The sequence below is a fragment of the Brevibacterium sp. NPDC056726 genome (assembly GCF_042790515.1).
In the GTDB taxonomy this organism is placed as follows: Bacteria; Actinomycetota; Actinomycetes; order Actinomycetales; family Brevibacteriaceae; genus Brevibacterium; species Brevibacterium sanguinis.
On the sequence record NZ_JBHTYZ010000003.1, the window covers coordinates 531,631 to 552,920 of the forward strand.

19 protein-coding genes are annotated in these 21,290 nt (G+C 68.4%); 8 read left to right on the forward strand and 11 right to left on the reverse strand.

Going from position 1 to position 21,290, the window contains the following annotated elements; translation table 11 throughout:
• Positions 1–83 precede the first annotated feature (83 nt).
• Together ACFQ91_RS08780 and rplQ are read left to right on the forward strand one after the other, a co-directional pair.
• Positions 84–1,082, forward strand: a complete 999-nt coding sequence (locus ACFQ91_RS08780; protein WP_009379253.1) for a DNA-directed RNA polymerase subunit alpha — start codon at positions 84–86, stop codon at positions 1,080–1,082.
• A 23-nt stretch (positions 1,083–1,105) separates the two neighbouring features.
• The gene (gene rplQ, locus ACFQ91_RS08785) at positions 1,106–1,684 is read left to right on the forward strand and encodes a 50S ribosomal protein L17 (protein ID WP_211977960.1); all 579 of its coding nucleotides are present in this window, start codon (positions 1,106–1,108) and stop codon (positions 1,682–1,684) included.
• A gap of 410 nt (positions 1,685–2,094) precedes the next feature.
• On the opposite strand, the gene putP is transcribed toward rplQ, so the two are convergent.
• The 5 genes from putP to purU form a co-directional block, all read right to left on the reverse strand.
• Positions 2,095–3,615 carry a sodium/proline symporter PutP gene (gene putP, locus ACFQ91_RS08790; protein WP_211977959.1) on the reverse strand — a complete coding sequence of 507 codons (1,521 nt, stop codon included), beginning with the start codon at positions 3,613–3,615 and terminating at the stop codon, positions 2,095–2,097.
• Between the two features lie 139 nt (positions 3,616–3,754).
• A complete protein-coding gene (locus ACFQ91_RS08795; protein ID WP_211977958.1) occupies positions 3,755–6,325 on the reverse strand; it encodes a hypothetical protein in 2,571 nt (856 codons plus the stop codon).
• A gap of 13 nt (positions 6,326–6,338) precedes the next feature.
• The gene (locus ACFQ91_RS08800; RefSeq protein ID WP_211977957.1) at positions 6,339–6,761 is read right to left on the reverse strand and encodes a hypothetical protein; all 423 of its coding nucleotides are present in this window, start codon (positions 6,759–6,761) and stop codon (positions 6,339–6,341) included.
• Positions 6,748–8,358 carry a phenylacetate--CoA ligase family protein gene (locus tag ACFQ91_RS08805; protein WP_211977956.1) on the reverse strand — a complete coding sequence of 537 codons (1,611 nt, stop codon included), beginning with the start codon at positions 8,356–8,358 and terminating at the stop codon, positions 6,748–6,750. Before ACFQ91_RS08805 ends, ACFQ91_RS08800 begins: the two co-directional genes overlap by 14 nt.
• A gap of 252 nt (positions 8,359–8,610) precedes the next feature.
• Positions 8,611–9,462, reverse strand: a complete 852-nt coding sequence (gene purU / locus ACFQ91_RS08810) for a formyltetrahydrofolate deformylase (RefSeq protein ID WP_198498221.1) — start codon at positions 9,460–9,462, stop codon at positions 8,611–8,613.
• 288 nt (positions 9,463–9,750) lie between these two features.
• Between purU and glyA the strand changes: the two genes are divergently transcribed.
• Entirely contained in the window at positions 9,751–11,025 is a 1,275-nt protein-coding gene (glyA, locus tag ACFQ91_RS08815; protein ID WP_211977955.1) for a serine hydroxymethyltransferase, read from the forward strand.
• The gene (locus ACFQ91_RS08820; protein WP_198498222.1) at positions 11,025–11,906 is read left to right on the forward strand and encodes a bifunctional methylenetetrahydrofolate dehydrogenase/methenyltetrahydrofolate cyclohydrolase; all 882 of its coding nucleotides are present in this window, start codon (positions 11,025–11,027) and stop codon (positions 11,904–11,906) included. The genes glyA and ACFQ91_RS08820 overlap by 1 nt, the downstream gene beginning before the upstream one ends.
• Positions 11,907–12,053: 147 nt before the next feature.
• Here ACFQ91_RS08820 and ACFQ91_RS08825 read toward each other — a convergent pair whose 3' ends face one another.
• Positions 12,054–13,016 carry a LysR family transcriptional regulator gene (locus ACFQ91_RS08825; RefSeq protein ID WP_198498223.1) on the reverse strand — a complete coding sequence of 321 codons (963 nt, stop codon included), beginning with the start codon at positions 13,014–13,016 and terminating at the stop codon, positions 12,054–12,056.
• A gap of 72 nt (positions 13,017–13,088) precedes the next feature.
• Here ACFQ91_RS08825 and ACFQ91_RS08830 point away from each other — a divergent pair, with 72 nt between their 5' ends.
• Positions 13,089–13,799 carry a LysE family transporter gene (locus ACFQ91_RS08830; protein WP_198498224.1) on the forward strand — a complete coding sequence of 237 codons (711 nt, stop codon included), beginning with the start codon at positions 13,089–13,091 and terminating at the stop codon, positions 13,797–13,799.
• Between the two features lie 131 nt (positions 13,800–13,930).
• Here the strand turns inward: ACFQ91_RS08830 and ACFQ91_RS08835 are convergent, their stop codons facing one another.
• Entirely contained in the window at positions 13,931–14,419 is a 489-nt protein-coding gene (locus ACFQ91_RS08835) for a GNAT family N-acetyltransferase (protein WP_198498225.1), read from the reverse strand.
• Positions 14,420–14,505: 86 nt separating this feature from the next.
• On the opposite strand from ACFQ91_RS08835, the gene ACFQ91_RS08840 reads away from it, so the two are divergent.
• Positions 14,506–15,318 (forward strand): exodeoxyribonuclease III, encoded by an 813-nt coding sequence (locus tag ACFQ91_RS08840; RefSeq protein ID WP_198498226.1) that lies wholly within the window; start codon positions 14,506–14,508, stop codon positions 15,316–15,318.
• 110 nt (positions 15,319–15,428) lie between these two features.
• Here the strand turns inward: ACFQ91_RS08840 and ACFQ91_RS08845 are convergent, their stop codons facing one another.
• The 4 genes from ACFQ91_RS08845 to ACFQ91_RS08860 form a co-directional block, all read right to left on the reverse strand.
• Positions 15,429–15,758, reverse strand: a complete 330-nt coding sequence (locus ACFQ91_RS08845) for a multidrug efflux SMR transporter (protein ID WP_198498227.1) — start codon at positions 15,756–15,758, stop codon at positions 15,429–15,431.
• Complete coding sequence (locus ACFQ91_RS08850; RefSeq protein ID WP_198498228.1) at positions 15,755–16,237, reverse strand: multidrug efflux SMR transporter; 483 nt, start codon at positions 16,235–16,237, stop codon at positions 15,755–15,757. Before ACFQ91_RS08850 ends, ACFQ91_RS08845 begins: the two co-directional genes overlap by 4 nt.
• A 114-nt stretch (positions 16,238–16,351) precedes the next feature.
• Positions 16,352–16,588, reverse strand: a complete 237-nt coding sequence (locus tag ACFQ91_RS08855; RefSeq protein WP_332839519.1) for a YbdD/YjiX family protein — start codon at positions 16,586–16,588, stop codon at positions 16,352–16,354.
• Positions 16,585–18,804: a carbon starvation CstA family protein gene (locus tag ACFQ91_RS08860; protein ID WP_198500918.1), complete on the reverse strand. Its 2,220-nt coding sequence runs from the start codon at positions 18,802–18,804 to the stop codon at positions 16,585–16,587. Before ACFQ91_RS08860 ends, ACFQ91_RS08855 begins: the two co-directional genes overlap by 4 nt.
• A gap of 264 nt (positions 18,805–19,068) precedes the next feature.
• Between ACFQ91_RS08860 and trpS the strand changes: the two genes are divergently transcribed.
• On the forward strand, positions 19,069–20,067 hold the full coding sequence (trpS, locus tag ACFQ91_RS08865) for a tryptophan--tRNA ligase (protein WP_198498229.1): 999 nt from the start codon (positions 19,069–19,071) through the stop codon (positions 20,065–20,067).
• A 64-nt stretch (positions 20,068–20,131) separates the two neighbouring features.
• Positions 20,132–21,181, forward strand: a complete 1,050-nt coding sequence (locus ACFQ91_RS08870) for an App1 family protein (RefSeq protein ID WP_137826622.1) — start codon at positions 20,132–20,134, stop codon at positions 21,179–21,181.
• The last annotated feature ends 109 nt before the right edge of the window (positions 21,182–21,290 follow it).

Sequence of the window (21,290 nt, forward strand, 5' to 3'; positions counted from 1 at the left end):
CGAACCGTTCTTCATGACCCGTACGCGGTCATGACGTGCAGTGCGAACGTCATATAGCGGATGTTCGCTGAAAGGAAGCCCACGTGCTCATTGCACAGCGCCCAACACTCACGGAAGAAGTCGTCTCCGATAACCGCTCGCGGTTCGCCATCGAGCCCCTCGAGCCGGGCTTCGGATACACTCTCGGCAACTCGCTTCGTCGCACTCTGCTGTCGTCGATTCCGGGAGCCGCCGTCACCTCCATTCGGATCGACGGAGTGCTCCACGAGTTCAGCACCGTTCCAGGCGTGAAGGAGGATGTCACCGAATTCATCCTCAACCTCAAGTCCCTGGTCGTGTCGTCTGAGTTCGACGAGCCTGTCGTTGCGTACCTGCGCAAGCAGGGCCCCGGCACCGTGACCGCCGCCGATGTCTCCGCTCCCGCCGGAGTCGAGATCCACAACCCCGACCTCCACATCGCCACGCTCAATGGCGAAGGCCGTCTGGACATGGAGCTCACCATCGAACGCGGACGCGGCTACGTGTCGAGCGCGCAGAACAAGAACGCGGATGCCGAGATCGGCCGGATCCCGGTCGACTCGATCTACTCGCCTGTTCTCAAGGTCACCTACAAGGTGGAAGCCACTCGTGTCGAGCAGCGCACCGACTTCGATCGCCTCGTGCTCGATGTCGAGACCAAGCCGTCGATGACCCCGCGCGACGCCATCGCGTCTGCGGGCAAGACCCTGGTCGAGCTGTTCGGACTCGCCCGTGAGCTCAACGTCGAAGCCGAAGGCATCGAGATCGGCCCGTCGCCGGTCGACGCCGCGCTCGCCGCTGACCTCGCCCTGGCGATCGAGGACCTCGACCTGACCGTGCGCTCCTACAACTGCCTCAAGCGTGAGGGCATCCACACCGTCGGTGAGCTCGTTGCTCGCAGCGAAGCCGACCTCATGGATATCCGCAACTTTGGTTCGAAGTCGATCGACGAGGTCAAGGCCAAGCTCAACGAGCTGGGTCTGAGCCTCAAGGACAGTCCTGCCGGGTTCGAATCCGGTCTCGCGGAAGAGGACCAGTCCTACGTCGAAGACGAACAGTACTGATCTAGACCTAGGAGTTTCTCACTATGCCTACCCCCACGAAGGGCCCCCGCCTCGGCGGATCGCCCACGCACGAGCGCCTCATGCTCAACAACCTGGCAGCTCAGCTCTTCGAGCACAAGCGCATCACGACGACCGTGACGAAGGCCAAGCGCCTCCGCCCGGTTGCCGAGCGCCTCATCACCGCAGCGAAGAAGGGCGATCTCGCCGCTCGTCGCCGCGTGCTCGCGCAGATCGGCGACAAGTCGATCGTCCACGAGCTCTTCACCTCGATCGCCGAGACGATGGCCGAGCGTCCGGGTGGATACACCCGCATCACGAAGATCGGCCCCCGCAACGGCGACAACGCCCCGATGGCCGTCATCGAGCTCGTCCTCGAGCCCTACTCGCCGAAGCAGGCGACGGTGAAGGAGGCCGAGCAGGCCACCGCCGCCGCAGCCGCTCCCGCTGACGAAGAGGTCGTCTCCGACGACGTCACCGTCACCGAGGATGCCGACGGCGATGTCGTCGTCGACGAGGTCAAGGTCACCGAGGATGCCGAGGGCAACGTCGAGACCGACGAGACCGTCGAGGTCATCGACCCGGCGGCCGGCAAGGACAAGTGACCCCAGCCTCCACGTGAGGCCGGGCGCACGTTCTGCGCGCCGTTCACTTCAGGCGGGCACCCCAGCGCGGGTGCCCGCCTGAAGTGCATTCACGGGGACTTTGCGGTGGCAGCGGCGCATCGTGTGCGTGCCGCTGGTCCCTCGTTCAACAGGTGCCGTGAATATCGCGTCTTGGGGGACGACTTTTTCGCGGGAAGTGTTGAGTGAGCGCAGTGGGTATGTGCTGTGCGCCTCCTTCAACAGCTGGCGTGAATATCGCGTCTTGGGAGACGACTTTTTCGCGGGAAGTGTTGAACGGGCGCGACGGCGAACCTGCATGACACCGAACCTGTACGACACCGAACGCGAACGGCCCGCTGGTCCTGGTAGACCGGCGGGCCGTTGTGCTCACGCAGTGCAGGCGAAGGCGTTCACTGCACCTTCGAGAGCTCCACTCCTTCATCGAACTCGCGCTCGATCTCCGGGTTCGGCTTGTAGGTGGCGAGGCTGACGACGACGGCGACGATGAGATTGATCGCGAAGCCCGGGATGATCTCGTAGATCGCATCCGTCAGCGGGGTGTTGAGCTGCCCCCACACGAAGGCGACGACGGCACCTGCGATGAGTCCGCAGAGCGCGCCCCAGTTCGTCAGCTTCTTCCAGAACAGGGTGAGGAGGACGATCGGACCGAACGAGGCGCCGAATCCGGCCCACGCGAAGGCGACGAGGTCGAGGATGCTGTTCGACGGCGAGATCGCGAGCAGCACGGCGATGACGGCGACGACGAGGATGCCGAGGCGACCGAGGAGGACATACGTCTTGTCCTGCAGGGTGCGCTCTGATCCGACGCGCGCGGCGACGATCTTGAAGAGGTCCTCGACGAGCGCCGAGGAGGTGACGACGAGCTGCGAGGAGATCGTCGACATGATCGCCGCGAGGACGGCGGCGAGCACGAGACCGGCGATGAACGGGTGGAAGAGGATCTGCGCGAGATCGAGGAACACGGTCTCGGGGTCCGTCGGCGCCTGGTCCGCATGCTGCGAGAAGTAGGAGATGCCGACGATCGCGGTGGCGATGGCACCTGCGGCGGAGATCGCCATCCAGCCCACGCCGATCCGGCGGGCGACGGTGGCGTCGGCGGGAGTGCGCAGAGCCATGAAGCGGACGATGATATGCGGCTGCCCGAAATACCCGAGGCCCCAGGCCAGGGAGGAGATCACGGCCAGGTAGGTGCCGCCGGCCCAGAACGGTCCGGAGCCGAAGAGGCTGAGCAGGCTCGGATCGATCGCACGGACGTTGGCGATCACCTCGGCGGGGCCGCCGGCGTTGATGACGGCGACGATCGGCACGGCGATGAGGGCCGCGAACATCAGCAGCCCCTGGGCGACGTCGGTGAGCGTCGCACCGAGGAAGCCGCCGAAGAGCGTGTAGACCATCGTGATCGCGGCGACGATGAGCATGCCGGCGAGATAGTTGAGGCCGAAGCTCGATTCGAAGAACTTGCCCGCCGCGACCATGCCGGAGGAGACGTAGAACGTGAAGAACACGAGGATGATGAGGCCGCAGACGATCCGCAGGAGGTGAGTCCGGTCCTGCAGCCGCTCTTCGAAGAAGCTCGGAATGGTGATCGAGTCACCGGCGGTCTCCGTGAAGGCGCGCAGGCGCGGGGCGACGAATTTCCAGTTCACCCAGGCGCCGACGGTCAGGCCGATCGCGATCCACGCCTCGACGAGGCCGGCGAGGTAGATGGCGCCGGGCAGACCCATGAGCAGCCACCCGGACATATCGGAGGCACCGGCGCTGAGGGCCGCGACCGACGGGCGCAGACCGCGGCCGGCGAGCATGTAGTCATCGAGGCTGTCCTTGGTCTTGCGGTACGCGAACCACCCGATCGCGAGCATGCCCGCGAAGTACAGGATGATGGCGATGGTCCGGAATGTCGGCTCCGACATGATGATGTGCCTCCTTGTCTCAGCATCGGAGACTCTACATCACCTCGGACGTGTGGTGTGAATAACGTGTGAGTAACATCAGAGCCCTGGATTTTCGCGGCTCCTGCCTCTACACGTGCGCTCACGTCGTCGTTCCCGGTCAGCGGCGAGCCGACCGGGGCACCGGGGTCGTCGAGCGGCCGATCGAGAACGCGGCGAGCGGTCGCGTCGTCGGTCCGTCGCCGAGGCGGTCGCGCAGTCTCGCGTGCGTCGCCGGGCAGTCCTTGATCTCCGAGTGGACGTCGACGCGCAGGCCCGCCCGATCGAGGAGCAGCCACGTCCGCAGCAGATCTCGGCCGAGTGCGATCTCGCGGGCCGCATCATCCTTATCCTCGGTGACCGCGAGGACGACGTGGTGCGGGGCTCCCGTCCGCGCCGAGGAGGTCGCCGGGTCGTCGGCGGTCGTCGAATCGTCGATCGGCGCCGGGTCTCCTGGCTCGTGACCGACGAGAGGAAGACCTGATCCACGGCGCGGGCCGCGGAGACGGTCCCGGAGACCGTCGACCCATCCGGCCGGGGCGAGGGCGGTGGCGAGGCCCCTAGCGACGAGCGGCCGGAGGCGGGGACGGTTGAGGACCCCGGCGAGTCGGGCGGCCGCGGTGGGGATCCGCAGGCAGGCGGCGCTCAGTCCGTCCTGTCGGTAGGCGGGGTCGGCAGGATCGAAGCGCAGCCAGGTGAGGGTTTCGGCGAAGACAGCCGGGTCGGCGAAGGAGTGTCGGGTGGCGCGCGTGAGCAGGGCGGTCCACTCGTCGTCGGGGATCTCGACGAGGCGCGCCCCCGATCCCGCCAGTGCCGCGTCGGCGTGGCCGACCGCCTCGGCGAACGCGGTGTCATCGCGGGACAGCGGACCGCGGTCGACCTGACGGTGACGGAGATCGGCAGTGGTGAAGGACGGCCAGTCTCGGTGGCCGCCGGCCGGCACCTCACGGTCGTCACCGCTCGCCGTGTCCCGCAACCCGCGTCGGTCGCCGGGATCGGCGCTGACGGTGACCCTCAGCCGGACGTCGAGACTCGGTCCCCACCCGTCGACGGAGGTGACCGCGGTATCGAGTCCCGCCTCGGCGGCGGCGATCGACAGCGCCTCGACCCAGCACCCGATCGAGAGGTGGAGATCCTCGGACCGCGGGTCGCCGACCGGGAGGGTGCGGGCGGGATCGACGGTGAGTGCGACCTCCGCCGATGTTCCGTCGTCGGCGATCCGCACGATTCTCGGCACCCACGGCTGCGTGTTGTGCGCCGAGGGGGAGCGTCCCGCCGTCGCGAAGAGGTCGGTGAGGAGCGCGGCGTCGATGCGCGCCGCCGGGGTTGCAGGTGCGACAGTCGCAGACTGGGTGCTCGGTTCCGCGGAAGTCGGCTCCGCGGGGATCGGCTCTGCGGAAGTCACTGCCACGGTCGCCGTTGCTGCAGTCGCAGCTGCGGTCACCGGGACTGCAGTCGCGGACGCAGGTACGGCCGGCCCGACGGCGGGATCCGCGGCGGTGCTCGCTGCGCGGTGCCGGTCGAGGAAGCACAGGGAGTGCAGCGGCGTGCCTCCGGCCTTGGCGAAGACCGCCGCGGAGGCGGGATTGTCCTCGGCGATGAACGTCACCCGCAGGCGCCGGTAGCCGCCGGCGGCGAGTCCGGCGTAGACGTCGCCGAGGACGAGGGAGAGCAGGCCGGTGCCCTGGAAGCGCGGATCGGTGCCCTGGATGATGAGCACGGCGTCGCGGAGACGGGAGCGGTGCCGCAGCAGGTCGGCGATCGCCGCCGGACCGAGGCGACCGCCATGCCGGCGCAGCACCGGCGCGGGGTCGGGGATGACGAGGGCGAAGCAGCGGGAGGGGGCGTCGTCGGCCTCCATCTCGCCGACGACGTCAACGATGAGGGACGGATCCATGAGAGCGGCCATGCCCGCCATCTGCGACCGCAGCTGGGCAGGGGAGATCGGCGTGTAGTACGGCAGAGCCGCGAACGCCGCGTTGAGCGCCGGCAGCATCCGCCCGGCGAAGCTGCGCAAGCCCCACCGGGACACCGGACGGCGGCGCAACCCGTGCGCGGCCCACGCGGTCGCGGTCGCCCGTGCGTGCGGGACCTCCCCGACGGCGACCTCCCACGTCTGGGCGGGCCCCCACTCCCGGAAGCCCGCGGCCCGGAACGCGGGAGCGAAGAACGCCGGGTTCCACGCGGTGTCGAAGAACCCGGGATGGTCGTGGCCGGCGGTGACGAGCCCGCCGGTGACGTTGGGCAGCGGAGAGACCGGACCGAAGACGCGGGCGGCGCCGAGGTGGTGCGCCCGCTCGTCGATGAGCGCGATGATCGCGGTCAGGGCGGTCTCGTCGGCGGCCTCGAGGGCTCCGAAGAAGAGCGTCTCCGGTGCCTCCGCGATAGGGCCGTCGCTGATCCGCTCGGCGAGCAGTCGCGAACGGTGGCACATCACGCGCCCGACCGGGGTGCCCGCGCTGTCACGGACGAGCCAGAGTTCGACCGCCTCGGCGAACCATCCCGTGCCCGACTGCCACTCCGCGATGTCGGCGGCGAACAGCGGCACCGCTCGTTCGGTCTCGCCGCGGAGCGCGGCGATCCGCGGGCCGAGGTCGATGAAGGTCCGAAGGTCCGCCCGCGAGGCCACGCGATGGGCGGTCATCCCCGTCCCAGTGGGCACGCTCGTCCCGTGCCCGGCAGATCCGGTCATCCCGGTCCCACCCTCATTCCTCGCTCGTCGGGGTGAAGGTCTCGATCATCCCCAGGCGGCCGTCCTCGGCGCGGAATTCGCCGTTCGTGTACCCCCACTCCTCGGCGTCGAAGATGCGGATGAAACCGCCGCGGGCCGGGGAGCTGTCCCCGGCGCCGACGAGCCAGTGCATGATCTCGACGTGTTCGGGGGTGCGGGCGAAGCGCATGAGATCGTCCCGGGTCGCGAAGGCGACGAGGAGGCCGATCCGGTCGGGGAACTCGTAGTAGCTGCGGTGCCACAGATAGCCGGGGGCGCGGCGCAGGGCCTTCGCGAGCTTCGGCCAGCGGCGCACCTGGCCGAGCATGCTCAGCGGATTGCGGTACCGGTTGGCCCCGAGGAAGAACGACTCGGCGCGCGCCTGCGGAGGGGCGAGGGAGAAGTCATTCGATCGCATTGCTCTCCTTGGGTTGGAGGTAGACGTTCTTGATCTTCGTCGAGGCGGTGGCGAAGGGACCGGTGCCGAAGTCGTGGATCTCGATCTCGAGCTCTGCTGTCGTCGGATCCTCCTTCATGCTCTGCGCGAAGTCCCTGGACACCGAGGCGAGATGGCCGAGCACGCCGGCCCGGATGGTCTCGGCGAGCTCCTCGCGCTCGCCGGCGCTCAGCTCCTCGTTCCCTTCGGCGCCGGTCTCGCGGAGTTGGATGTGGAGGGCGGGGCGGTGCTCGTGGTCGGCGAGTTCGCGCAGTTCGATGCGGAAGGACTCGATGAGGTGGGCGCGTGGGTTGTCCCGGTAGAGGCCGTTCTCGATGTCGAGCGGGTAGATGTTGGCACCCATATAAGAGATCGTCGAATCCGACCGGCCGAAGAGGAGGACGAACGGCAGCTTCATTCCGTTGTCGGCGAAGGCCTGTGAGCACTGCCGGGCGAGCTCGTGGTGGGCGCGGGTGAGCTCGACCATCGTCGGGAAGTCGATGAGCTTTGCCTCGTCGCCGATGTTGTAGCGCAGCCGGGGACTCATCACCGATGCCGAGTTGATCGTCGCGACGAGTTCCCCGTCGGCCGTCGTCTCGAGGTAGGTCTCGAGGGGGTTGTACTGGAAGACCATGGGCACGCGGGACTCCTCGGGGCCGAGCACCTCGGCGCGGAAGGCGAGGTCATGGGCCAGGGCCCGGCGGATGACGACGGAGAGGTCGGACTCCCCGGCCATGCCGATCGTGAGATCCGAGGCCCCGTACCCGGAGTAGACCCGGTGGAACCGCTGCTCGAGATAGTCGCGCAGGCCCTCGGTCATCGCCTCCCCGCCGACGAAGCCGTTGATCCGGTACTCGTCCCAGACTCCCGGCTCGGCGTCCATGCGGTCGACGAGGTGCTTGAGGAACGGGGGATAGGCACTGATGAGGTACGTGTGGCCGGGGCCGAAGTGGCGCATCGTGTCGAGGATCTTCTCGAGGTCGGGTCCGGTGTTCTTCACCATCGCGACCTTCGCCATCGCCAGGCCCGTGTTCGTCCCCGTCGCCCACGCGCCCATCGAGAACGCGTTGATGCAGAAGAGGTCCGCATCCCCGAAGAGCATCGTCACATACCCGGCGACGTTCTTGTGGACGGTGTCGAGCTCGCGCTTCGACCGCATCCAGTTGAACGGCGTGCCCGAGGAGCCCGAGGACTCGTCGACGACCGTGCCGATCCGCTCGATCCGCCCGCCCCAGCAGCGGTGCTCCTCGCTGTAGACGCGGACGAAGTCGTCCTTCGACGTCGGAGTGTAGGCCTCGAGGTCCCACCACGTGAACGTGAACCCGGTGCGCGCGAGGTAGTCCTGGTAGGCGGGCACGTCGAGGGAGGCCTGCTGGCAGATCATCCACGCGTTGAGCCGGGCGAAGGGCTCGAGCTTCGGCGAGTAGTGCCGGGCGGTGAAGCGCCAGATCGCCGGGTGGAGCCGGTACGTGCCGTAGGCGGCCGTCAGGCCGAGGTTCGCGGTGCGCAGCAGGGCTTGGCGGGCGAGGTTGATCGGTCCGCGGGGGATCGGCAGGCGCCGCAGGTGAGTCTCACTCATAGTCGAACGGTAGCCCAGGTTGACCGCCCGGGACCCGTGTGCGGCGCAATTGTGTCAGAACCGCACCACCGGGGCCGGTTGCGTCGACGGCGGAGGGCGGAGAGCGGGCTGGGTCCGCACCGCCCCGTGAGCGAGCGGTGATGCCCGCCTCGGTGGGCCATGGGGACGATCCTCGCCTCGGTGGGCCGTGGGGACGTTCCCCGCCGAGGCGGTGGCCCGTGACGATGCCCGCCGAGGCGGTGCGGCGTGGGGTCAGTCGAAGACGACAGTGCGATGACCGTCCATGAGGACGCGGCCCTCCGCGTGCCAGCGGACCGCACGGGCGAGCACGGCCGCCTCGACGTCCTGGCCGCGGGCGACGAAGTCGGCGATGTTGCGGTTGTGGTCGACGCGGGCGACGTCCTGTTCGATGATCGGGCCCTCGTCGAGGTCGGGGGTGACGTAGTGGGCGGTCGCTCCGATGATCTTCACCCCGCGGGCGTGCGCCTGATGATAGGGCTTGGCGCCCTTGAAGCTCGGCAGGAACGAATGGTGGATGTTGATGACCCGGCCCTCGAGCGCCGCGCAGAGGTCGGGGGAGAGGATCTGCATGTAGCGGGCGAGGACGATGAGTTCGACGTCGAGGTCGGTGACGAGGCGACGCAGCTGCGCCTCGGCGGTCTCCTTCGTCTCCGGGGTGATGGGGATGTGGTGGAAGTCGTGGCCGTGGAACTCGGCGAGGGGGCGCAGCGCATCGTGGTTGCCGGCGACGGCGACGATGTCGATGGGCAGCTGGCCCGCGCTCTGCTGGAAGAGGAGGGTGTTGAGGCAGTGGGCGGCCTTCGAGACGAGGACGAGGGTGCGGGTGCGCTTCTGTGCGGGCTGGAGACCGAGCGTCATCGAGAACCGGGCGGCCGCCTCGGCGAGGGCCGTCTCCAGGTCCGCCTCACTCACGGGAGCCGGGGTCGTGAAGTGGACGCGGAGGAAGAACTGGTGGGAGTCGGGGGAGGAGAACTGCTGCGATTCGGTGATGTTCGCACCGAGCCCGGCCAGCGCCCCGGTCACGGCGTGGACGACTCCGGTCGCATCGGGGCAGGTGACTCGCAGGATCCATTCTTCGCTCATAGCCGCGAGTCTAATCGGGTGCGACATCGTCCCCGGTCAGCCGTCCGACATCCGGCAGCGCAGGCAGCAGTGACAACGCGGCTGTCGGCCTGCTGTCCAGACGACCGCGCAGACGGCCTCAGCGGCGACCCCAGCGGCGACCCGGGCGGGCCGCTTGGACCCGCACCATCCCGGGCTTCCGGCAGACGGGCGGCCGGGCGGGGGCCGGGGCTTCGCTGTTAGCATTGCCTCGGAACGCGCGCGGGGGAAGACCGCGCCGCCGAATCTCGACGCCACAGGAGTGCAACCATGTCCGAATCCTCGCTGCAGGCTTCGCTTGCAGACATCGACCCGCAGATCGCCGAAGTCCTCGACCTCGAGCTGGGGCGACAGCGGTCGACGCTTGAGATGATCGCCTCGGAGAACTTCGTGCCGCGCGCCGTTCTCGAGGCGCAGGGGTCGGTGCTGACGAACAAGTATGCGGAAGGGTACCCGGGCAAGCGCTACTACGGCGGCTGCGAGTTCGTCGACATCGCCGAGGACCTCGCGATCGACCGCGCCAAGAGCCTCTTCGGCGCCGAGTACGCCAACGTCCAGCCGCACTCCGGAGCCTCGGCCAATGCCGCTGTCATGCACGCGCTCGCCCGTCAGGGCGACAAGATGCTCGGCCTCTCGCTCGCCCACGGCGGCCACCTCACCCACGGCATGAAGATCAACTTCTCCGGTCGCCTCTACGATGTGGCGTCGTACGAGGTCGACCCCGACACGTACCGCATCGACATGGACCAGGTGCGGCAGAAGGCCCTCGACCACCGCCCCGAGGTCATCGTCGCCGGATGGTCGGCGTACCCCCGCCAGCTCGACTTCCAGGCCTTCCGCGACATCGCCGACGAGGTCGGAGCGAAGCTGTGGGTGGACATGGCCCACTTCGCCGGTCTCGTCGCTGCCGGACTCCACCCCAACCCGGTGCCCTTCGCCGATGTCGTCTCCTCGACGGTGCACAAGACGATCGGCGGACCCCGGTCGGGCTTCATCCTCGGCAAGGAGGAGTACGCGAAGAAGCTCAACTCGGCCGTCTTCCCCGGCCAGCAGGGCGGACCCCTCATGCATGTCATCGCCGCGAAGGCCGTGGCCTTCAAGCTCGCCGCCTCCGAGGAGTTCCGCGACCGGCAGGAGCGCACCGTCCGCGGCGCGCAGATCCTCGCCGATCGCCTCCTCGCCGCTGATGTCGCCGAGGCGGGTGCCACCGTGCTCACCGGCGGCACCGACGTCCACCTCGTCCTCGTCGACCTCCGCAACTCCGCCCTCGACGGCCAGCAGGCCGAGGACCTCCTCCACGAGGTCGGCATCACCGTCAACCGCAACGCCGTGCCCTTCGATCCGCGTCCGCCGATGGTCACCTCGGGGCTGCGGATCGGCACCCCGGCGCTCGCGACCCGCGGTTTCGGCGACAAGGAGTTCACCGAGGTCGCCGACGTCATCGCCGAGGCGCTCAAGCCCGGCGCCGACGTCGAGGCGCTCGCCGCCCGCGTGAAGAAGCTCAGCGACGACTTCCCCCTCTACGAAGGACTGGAGCAGTACTGATGGCAGCGCAGATCCTCGACGGCAAGGCCGTCGCAGCGCAGATGAAGGACGAGATGCGCGCCGAGGTGGCCCGTCTCGCCGCACAGGGCATCGTCCCCGGACTCGGCACCGTCCTCGTCGGCGACGATCCCGGGTCGAAGTGGTACGTCGCCGGCAAGCACCGCGACTGCGCCGAGATCGGCATCGAGTCGATCCGCCGCGACCTGCCCGAGACGATCACCCAGGACGAGCTCTTCGCGGTCATCGACGAGCTCAACGCCAACGACGCCTGCACCGGCTACATCGTCCAGCTGCCGCTGCCGGACCACATCGACACCGATGCCGTCCTCGAGCGCATCGACCCGGCCAAGGACGCCGACGGACTCCACCCGACGAACCTCGGCCGTCTCATGCTCAACGTCAGCCGGAAGATCACGACGCCGCTGCCGTGCACACCGCGCGGTGTCATCGAACTCATGGTGCGCAACGGGATCGACCTGCCCGGCAAGCACGTCGTCGTCATCGGCCGCGGCGTCACCGTCGGCCGGTCGATCGGCTCCCTGCTCACCCGCCGGGAGTACAACGCGACGGTCACCCTGACCCACACGGGAACGACGAATCTGCCGGAGCTGCTCGCCCAGGCCGATATCATCGTCGCCGCCGCCGGGTCCCCGCGCCTCGTCAAGCCCGAGGACGTCAAGCCCGGCGCGATCGTCCTCGACGTCGGCGTCTCCCGGGAGGAGGACCCCGAGACCGGGAAGTCGAAGATCGTCGGCGACGTCGATCCCGGTGTCGCCGAGGTGGCCGGGTGGATCTCGCCCAACCCCGGTGGCGTCGGTCCGATGACCCGGGCCCTGCTGCTGCAGAACGTCGTCGACATGGCGGCACGCTCCGCCGAGTGACTGAACCTCGATCGTCGAGCGCCGAGTGTCGAGCGACTGCCCAGCGTAGACCGTCGAGTGGAAACGGCCCGGATGATCCGGGCCGTTTCCGCATTCACCCCAGACCGGTTGGCGACCGGTCAGGCAGGGCTGTTCACACTGTGCCGGTCACCGTGCGCCGGTGTCCGTCAGTCGCCGCCCCTCCGCGGTGAGCGCCTCGAGTCCGGCGGCGATCGTCGGATGGGTGGCGCTGCCGGCGCGGATGTAGGCGCGCAGGCGTCGGTGCGGCACGGTGGGGGAGTCCGGCCAGCCCAGCTCGAGACGACGGACCCCGGCATCCGGGGCGATCCTGATCGTGCGGGGGAGCAGGGCGATGCCGTGCCCGTATTCGACGAGGGCGATGATCGCACCCCAGTCGAGGGCGTCGTGCCGCAGGTGAGGGGTGAATCCCGCCTGGGCGCAGAGGCGGAGGAAGAGGGCCTGCTGGTCGATGAGGTCACCGGCGCCGATCCATGTCTCCGCGGCGAGAGCGGAGAGTCCGACCCGCTCGCTGCCCGCGAGCCGATGCCCGGGTCCGACGATGACGTCGAGGGGCTCGGTGAGCAGCTCGCGCACCTCCCAGGCCCCGCCGTCGTCGGCCGGCGCCGCCGTGCGGGCCGTATCGGCCGACGTCGCGAGAGCGGTGTCCGGGGGTGTGGCGTCCAGCGTCACGACGATGTCCGTCTCGGACTCGGCGAGCATGCGGAACCGGTCGCGCACCGCGTCCTCACCGATCTCCACCGCGACCTCCGGCAGCCGGGCCACCGCGGGACAGACGAGGGCGACGATCGCCGAGGCGACGGCGGAGATCCGCAGCCGGGCGCGGCCGGCTGCCCGCAGCGCTGCGAGGTCGGCGAGAGTGCGCTCCCACTCGGCGTTGAGTGCCGTCGCATGCGCGAGGACCACCTCGGCGGCGGGAGTGAGCCTGACATTGCGACCGACGGGTTCGACGAGATCGGCACCGACGACGCGGGCGAGTCCGCGCAGGTGCTGGGAGATCGTCGACGGCGTGACGTGGAGGAGAGCGGCGGCCGCGGTGACCGTGCCGGTGTCGCGGACGGCGGCGAGCGATTTGAGGCGCGGGTCGATCATAGTGATTCACTGTACAGTTCGTCGTGAATTATTCGATGGACGCACACGATGCGCACCGGGCACGGTGGAGGCATGTGGGCAACCTTCGGATTCGGACTCTGGGCAGGCTTCGGACTGGCGATCCCGGTGGGCGCGGTGGCCGTGCTCCTCATCCAGCGCACGGCGACGTCCTCGCTGCGTCACGGTCTCGCCGCCGCGACGGGAGCGGTCACCGCCGATGCGCTCTACGCTCTTGCGGCGGTGATCGGCGGGACCGCGGCCGCCCGGCTGATCACACCGTGGCAGGTGCCGGTGACGGTCGCCGGGGCGGGTCTCCTCCTCTTCCTCGCCGGGCGGACCGCCATCGACGGCTTCCGGCGCGAGGACGACGATGCGGACGCGAGCGACGGCTCAGCCGTGGGGAGGAACCCTGCCGCGGGGGGTGTTCCCCGCACAGCAGACGAACCGGGTGCGAGGCGCGGCCTGGCCGCGAGGGGCGAACCGCGCTCAGCGCTGCGTGAGGCGCTGCTCTTCTTCACCCTCACCGGGCTCAACCCCTGGCCGCTGCTCTACTTCGTCTCCGTAGTGCTCTCGGGCGGACTGCCCGCCTCCGCCGGTGCTGCAGACTCCGCAGCCCTGCTGGCCGGCATCGTCATCGCCTCGGCGTCCTGGCACTGTGTCCTCGTCCTCATCGGTCGCGGTGCCGGACGTCTCCTCCTCTCACCGACCGGTCGCCGGGTCGGGGGAGTCGTCTCCGCGAGCGTCATCGCGGCACTGGCGATCCGACTGCTCAGCGGGCTGTGACCCGCGTCGCCGGACTCTCCCGGTGCCGTGACTCTCCCGGTGCCGCCACCGTCTCGCGGTCCGGGAGGCGGCAAGACGACGGCCCGGTCACCGCGCTGCGGGTGACCGGGCCGTCGAGGCTGTGAGGAGACTCAGTCCTGGTCGAGCTTGAGTTCGAAGAACACGCGGGGATTGCCGGGGCCGGCGTAGTCCTCGACGAGTTCACCGCTGAAGCCCATCGACGAGTGGAAGGAGATCGCTCCCGACGAGTCGGGCATCGTCGTCGCCTGCACCGAGTCGACGCGCAGTTTGCGGGAATGGTCGATGAATCGCTTGTAGAGCTCACGACCGATGCCGTGATGCCGGAAGTCCTTGTGCGCGGCGACGAGGTGGATGTAGCCGGGACCCTCCTGCGGGATGACTCCGAGGAGGTAGCCGACGATCTGACTGCGGTAGCGCGCGACGAGCCCGGAGGCGACGAACTGACGGAACCAGTACGCGTCGTGATCGGCGCGCAGGTCGCGGTCTCCCCAGAAGTTCTCTTGGGCGCTGAGCAGGAATTCCCGCATCTCTCTGGCGTCGACTTCGTCGAGCGGGCTGATGCTCAGCTCCTCGGCGTCGAAAGTCTCCTCTTCGGCCATTGCGCCTCCTCAGGTCGGCAGTTTCTCAAATCCCACCCTATAACGCGGCGCGCGCAAGAGTAGTTCGCTCTGTCATCATAGAGCACATGATTCGCATTGCCTCAGTCAACGTCAACGGAGTCCGAGCAGCCTGGCGGAAGGGGATGCCCGCCTGGGTCGATGTCTCCGCTCCGGACTTCATCACCCTCCAGGAGGTCCGCGCGGCCAACGACATCGCCCTCGGTGTCCTCGAGGAGAGCGGGTACACGACGATCAGCCACGACGCCGAGGCGAAGGGCCGGGCGGGGGTCGCCGTCATGGCGAAGACCGCCCCCGTGGAGACGCGTGAGGGGATCGGATCCGACGGCTACTTCGATCGGGCCGGACGATGGCTGGAGACGGACTACCGCCTCGGCGACGGCACTCTGCTCACCCTCGTCTCCGCCTACGTCCACTCCGGTGAGGCAGGCACCCCGAAGCAGGACGACAAGTACCGGTTCCTCGACCGGATGACCGAGCGGATGCCGCAGCTCGCCGCGACCGCCGACCACGTGCTCGTCACCGGTGACCTCAACGTCTGCCACACCGAACGGGACCTCAAGAACTGGAAGGCGAACCGGAAGAAGGCCGGCTTCCTGCCCGAGGAGCGCGCGTACTTCGACGGGTTCTTCGGCGATGTCGGCTTCGTCGACGTCCACCGGCAGCTCGCCGGTGACATCGACGGCCCCTACACCTGGTGGTCGATGCGCGGGCAGGCCTTCGACAACGACGCCGGGTGGCGCATCGACTATCACATGGCCACTCCGGGACTGGCCGGAACGGCGACGGTCGCCACCGTCGACCGGGCGAACAGCTGGGGTGAGCGCTGGTCGGATCACGCCCCGCTCGTCATCGACTACGACCTGCCCGCCCCGCAGTGAGGTGAGCCGCCGCGGCGCCGAGGTGGTGCCGCGGCGGCGGCGAGCGTCGGCTTCGCGGATCGACGGTCAGAGGCTGCGGATCGAAACCGCCGTGGCCGAAGCCGCTGAAATCAGAGTGCGGAGCCGACCTCGATGAGGAGGACACCGACGATGATGAGGCCGATGCCGGCGACCATGAGTCTCGTCAGGCGCTCCTGGAAGAGCACGCGTCCGGCGATCGCGGTCAGCGCGACACCCGTGGCCGCCCAGATCCCGTAGGCAACTCCGAGGGGGAAACCGGTGCGCAGGGTGAGGCTGAGCAGGCTGAAGGAGACGATGTAGCCGCCGGCCACACCCGCGTACCACCATTTCGAGCCGCCCACCGAGGCCACGCGCAGGCAGATGGTCGCCGCGACCTCGAGGAGGATCGCGCCGATGAGGAGCGCCCAGCCGAGGATCATGACTCCTCCTGACGAGCCTGCGATTCCGCTGGCCGCCGAGCCGGCAATTCGGCGTCCCGCCGCGGCGATTCCGCCTCCCGCGAAGCCCGCGACTCCGCCCCCGGTCGGGGCGGCGCGGCCGGGTAATCCGCCTCGGTGGCGGCGACCGTCGGCACGTCCTGCCCGCGGTGGCCGATTTCGACGAGCATGACCCCGGCCATGATGGCGACGATGCCGAGCGCCATGACGACGGTGATCGGCTCGGCGAAGAGCAGCGCCGAGGCTGCGGCCGTGAGTGCGACACCGGAGGCACCCCAGATCCCGTAGGCGATGCCGAGCGGCAGCCCCGACCGCAGTGTGAGGCTGAGGAAGACGAACGCGGCGGCATAGCCGAGGGCCATGAGGATGTAGAGGGCCGGATGCTCGATCGCCGCCTTCATCGACAGCGTCCCCGTCACCTCGGCGAGGATCGCTCCCGCCAGAAACACCCACGTTCGCACCCGTCCATCCTCCCCGATGACCACGTCCTCGGGGAAGACCGTCTATCGACGTGAGACCGACGATGCCCAGAGTGTGAACCGTCCAGACGGTTCACACTCTGGGCATCGACACTCTCAGCAGCAGCGCGCCTTCGGGTTGCGGTCCTGTTCATCGGTGTGATCGCGCCAGAACTCCCGCTCTCCCATCGCGCCGTCCCGAGTGCCGTGGCGGCGCTCATAGGACTCGAGGTAGTGGAGGTAGGCGTTCTCACCCATGATCTCTTTCAGGTACCAGAGCAGCCAGGCCCCGCCTCGGCGCAGGGACCCCCACGGATCCCTCGCCATTCGGGTGAGCAAGGGTGTCTCGGTCATGGTCGACTCCTGCCCGACCGCTCGTCCCACTGGGCCTGGACCTCGCGTTCGGACCGGCGGGCGATGAGGCCGGCCGGGGCGAAGAGCTTCGTCTCGGTGAACGGCTCCTCCGTCGTCGGCAGGGAGCCCTTGCGGATGGCTTCGATCGACTTCCACAGCGCCATGACGACGACCATGGCGACGAGGAGGGCGAAGATGATCGACAGCGTGCCCTGGACGAAGGTGTTGCGCACGACCGCGCTCATCGCCTCCACTCCCTGGGTCGCCCCGAGCGAGGTCTCGCCCGCGGCCAGCGCATCCCGGTACGCGAAGTGCTGAGCCCAGTAGCCGAGCTTGGGATCGGAGGAGAAGATCTTCTGCCACGACGCCGTCATCGTCACGATGAGATCCCACGCCAGCGGGATGCCGGGGATCCACGCGTAGCGCGCGAGCCCCATCTTGCACACGATCGCGAAGATCACTGCGAGGGCGATCGCGGCGAGCAGCTGATTGGAGATGCCGAAGAGCGGGAAGAGCGTGTTGATGCCGCCGAGCGGATCGGTCACTCCCATGAGCAGGATCGATCCCCAGGCACCGACCATGATCGCCGTCGTCAGCCACGCGCCCGGCGTCCACGAGGGATCGCGGAAGCGCTTGGAGAAGTTGCCGAGGGCGTCGCTGAGCATGAAGCGGGCGACACGGGTGCCGGCGTCGATCGTCGTGAGGATGAAGAGCGCCTCGAACATCACGGCGAAGTGGTACCAGAACGACATCCAGGCGGGTCCGCCGAAGACGCTGTGGAGGATCTGCGCCATGCCCATGGCCAGGGTCGGTGCACCGCCGGTGCGGGAGACGATGCTCTCCTCACCGACATCGCGCGCCGCCTGCTCGAGGAACTGCGGTGTCGTCTCGACCCCCGACATGCCGAGGGAGTTGTTGATGAAGTCCGCGGCGCCCTGGGCGGTGCCGCCGGTCAGCGGTTCGGCGGCGTTCATCGCGAAGTAGAGGCCCTTGTCGAGGCAGATCGCGGCGACGAGCGCCATGATCGCGACGAAGGACTCCATGAGCATGCCGCCGTAGCCGATGAGCCGGGCCTGCGACTCCTTCTCGATGAGCTTCGGGGTCGTGCCCGAGGCGATGAGCGCGTGAAAGCCCGAGAGGGCACCGCACGCGATCGTGATGAAGAGGAACGGGAAGAGCGCACCGGCGAAGGCGGGGCCGGCGGAGTTGAACGCGAACTCGGTGAACGCGGGCATCTGCACGGTCGGGTTGACGATGAGGATGCCGACGGCGAGCAGCACGATCGTGCCGATCTTCATGAACGTCGAGAGGTAGTCGCGCGGGGCGAGGAGCACCCACACGGGCAGGACAGCGGCGAGGAAGCCGTAGATCATCAGGCACCATGCGAGCGTCACCTTGTCGAGGGTGAAGACCTCCGACCAGACGGGGGAGCTGTTGACCCAGCCGCCGGCGATGATCGCCGCGAGCAGGAGGACGACGCCGATGACCGAGGTCTCGATGACCTTGCCCGGGCGCAGGTAGCGCATGTAGACGCCCATGAACACGGCGATGGGAATGGTCATCGCGATCGAGAAGACGCCCCAGGGGCTCTCGGCGAGGGCGTTGATGATGACGACGCCGAGGACCGCGATGAGGATGACCATGATGAGGATGATGCCGAGCGAGGCGATGACACCGCCGGTCTTGCCGAGTTCGTCACGGGTCATCTGCCCGAGCGAGCGGCCGTTGCGGCGCACCGAGAAGTACAGGACCATGTAGTCCTGGACGCCGCCGGCGAGGATGACGCCGACGATGATCCACAGAGTGCCCGGCAGGTAGCCCATCTGCGCGGCGAGGATCGGACCGACGAGCGGTCCGGCTCCGGAGATCGCGGCGAAGTGGTGGCCGAAGAGGACGCGACGGTCCGTCGGTGCGAAGTCACGGCCGTTGTCATTGATCTCCGCCGGAGTCGCCCGCCGCGGGTCCGGACGGCAGACCTTCCATTCGATGAATTTCGCGTAGAAGCGGAATCCGATGAGGTAGCTGCCGACGGCGGCGGCGACGAACCAGCTCGCCGAGAGGTTCTCCCCGCGGACGAAGGCGACCATCGTCCAACCCGCACCGGCGATGAGGGCGATGGCCACCCAGAGCACGATCCTGCCCGGCGTCCACCGGGGCTTCTCCACCACACCGACCGGGGGCAGCCCCTCTTCGGTCTTGACGTATTCAACCGACACGCGGTCCTCCTCATTGAGCTGGGTCGTCCACGATCCGCCCGGCGGTCCCTGCGCGTGCTGCGGCCGGTCGAGGTCCTTGTCGTGCGGCACCCCGTCCCACCAGCCTCAACATGTGAAGAGCCTTGGCGAATCATGTGTTCTGGATGACATCATACTCGCCGCGGTGTGCCGCGGGTCACGCGGCGTCGGCAACCGGAGGACCGGCATCGGCGGGTGTTCGACAGCGGCGTGAGAGGCGGGGCGCCGAGATGGCAAAATGGAGCCATGACGACGACTTCACTGCCCCGCACCGTGTCCGGAATCCAAGCGACCTCCGATTCCCTCCATCTCGGCAACTACATCGGGGCCCTGCAGCAGTTCGTCACCCATCAGCAGTCCCACGACGCGTTCTACTTCATCGCCAACATGCACGCGATCACCGTCGAACAGGACCCGGCCGAGCTTCGGGAGCGGACCCTGCGCACGGCCGCGCAGTTCATCGCCGCCGGCATCGACCCGGAGGCCTCGACGATCTTCGTCCAGTCGCAGGTCCCCGCCCACCCCCGTCTGAGCTGGGTGCTCGAGTGCACGACCTCGATGGGCGAGGCGACGCGGATGACCCAGTTCAAGGACAAATCGGCGAAGCAGGGTCACGTGTCCCTCGGCCTGCTCACCTATCCGGCCCTCATGGCCGCCGACATCCTCCTCTACAACCCTCAGATGGTGCCCGTCGGGGAGGACCAGCGCCAGCACCTCGAACTCACCCGCAACCTCGCCGAGCGGTTCAACCACCGGTTCGGTGATACCTTCGTCGTGCCCGAGGCGCAGATCCTCAAGGCCACCGCGAAGATCTACGACCTCCAGAATCCGGACGCGAAGATGTCGAAGTCCCTGCCGAGTCCGCTCGGCCGCATCGACCTCCTCGACGAGCCGAAGGCCCTGACGAAGAAGATCAAGTCCGCCGTCACCGACGATGAGACGGAGATCCGCTTCGATCCGACGGCCAAGCCCGGAGTCTCGAACCTGCTGACGATCTACTCGTCGCTGACGAACCGGCCCGTCGACGACATCGTCGCCGACTACGAGGGGAAGATGTACGGTCATCTCAAGGTCGATCTCGCCGAGGTGGCCGTCGAGGCGCTGACGCCGGTGCGGGAGCGCACGCTCGAGCTCCTCGAGGACCGCGCCCAGCTGCAGCGGATCCTCGATGCCGGCGCGGAGAAGGCGAACGCCATCGCCGAGGTGACACTGCGCGAGGTTTATGACAAGGTCGGTTTCATCTGAACCCGCCGTCGGGACACCCCGACGACCACCCCAACGTACCCGCCGAGCGCGTGGAGGAGCCGCCGTGGCCAAGAAGAAGACCGCAGAAGGACCGCTCAACCTGACCCCGGACATGCTGCACACCGCAGCCCGGCTCGAGGACCGCTTCAACGGGTGGATCCAATCGCGAGCGACCAACCACAGCTACCAGCGGACCGTGCTCGCCTACGACACGTACGGCGGCACCGACTGGGTGCGGGTCCTCGGCCGCCTCGTGCTCACCCCCGACGGCCACCCCTCGGCCGATGCGCAGGCCAGCGTCCGCGGATGGCGCTCGTTCGTCAGCGTCCCTCTGCCCAACGACACGGCGTGGGTGCGGATCAACGACGAGGAGCACATGGTCACCTCGGACCGGGGCGGGATCATCGACACCGTCATCCCCGGCGACTTCACCCCGGGGGAGACGGAGATCGAGCTGTGGACCGACGGGTCGCTCGTCGACTCGGCCGCGGTGCGCATCATCGGTGAGGATTCGACGTTCGGCATCATCTCCGACATCGACGACACAGTCATGGTGACCTCGCTGCCGCGACCCTTCCTCGCCGCGTGGAACACGTTCGTCCTCAGCGAGCACGCGCGCTCGCCGGTGGCGGGCATGTCCGTGCTCTACGACCGGATCACCTACATGCGGCCGAACACCCCGATCATCTACCTCTCGACGGGGGCATGGAACTCGGCGATCACGCTCAAGCGGTTCCTCTCCCGCAACCTCTATCCGATCGGGCCGCTGCTGCTCACCGACTGGGGGCCGACGACGACCCGCGTCTTCCGCTCGGGCAAGGAGCACAAGCGCAACACCCTCGAGCGGCTGGCCCGCGACTTCCCGTGGATGAAGTGGCTGCTCATCGGCGATGACGGGCAGAACGACGAGGAGCTCTACGGCGAGTTCGTCGAGAACCACCCGAACAACGTCGCCGCCGTCGCGATCCGCCAGCTCACCGTCGGTGAGGCCGTGTGGGCCGGTGGTCGCTCGAAGCGCCACGGCCGCGGGCAGGGTGTGCCGTGGATCTATGCACCCGACGGCGCCGGTCTCGCCTCGCGCCTGACCGAGCGGGGGATCATCTCGACGATCTGACCTCGGAGTCCCGGGACCCAAGCATCGAAACGGCCACTTCGCGTCGAGACCGCCGCTTACAGGTGGCGGTCTCGACGCGAAGTGGCCGTCTCGGTGCCGGAGCGGGCTC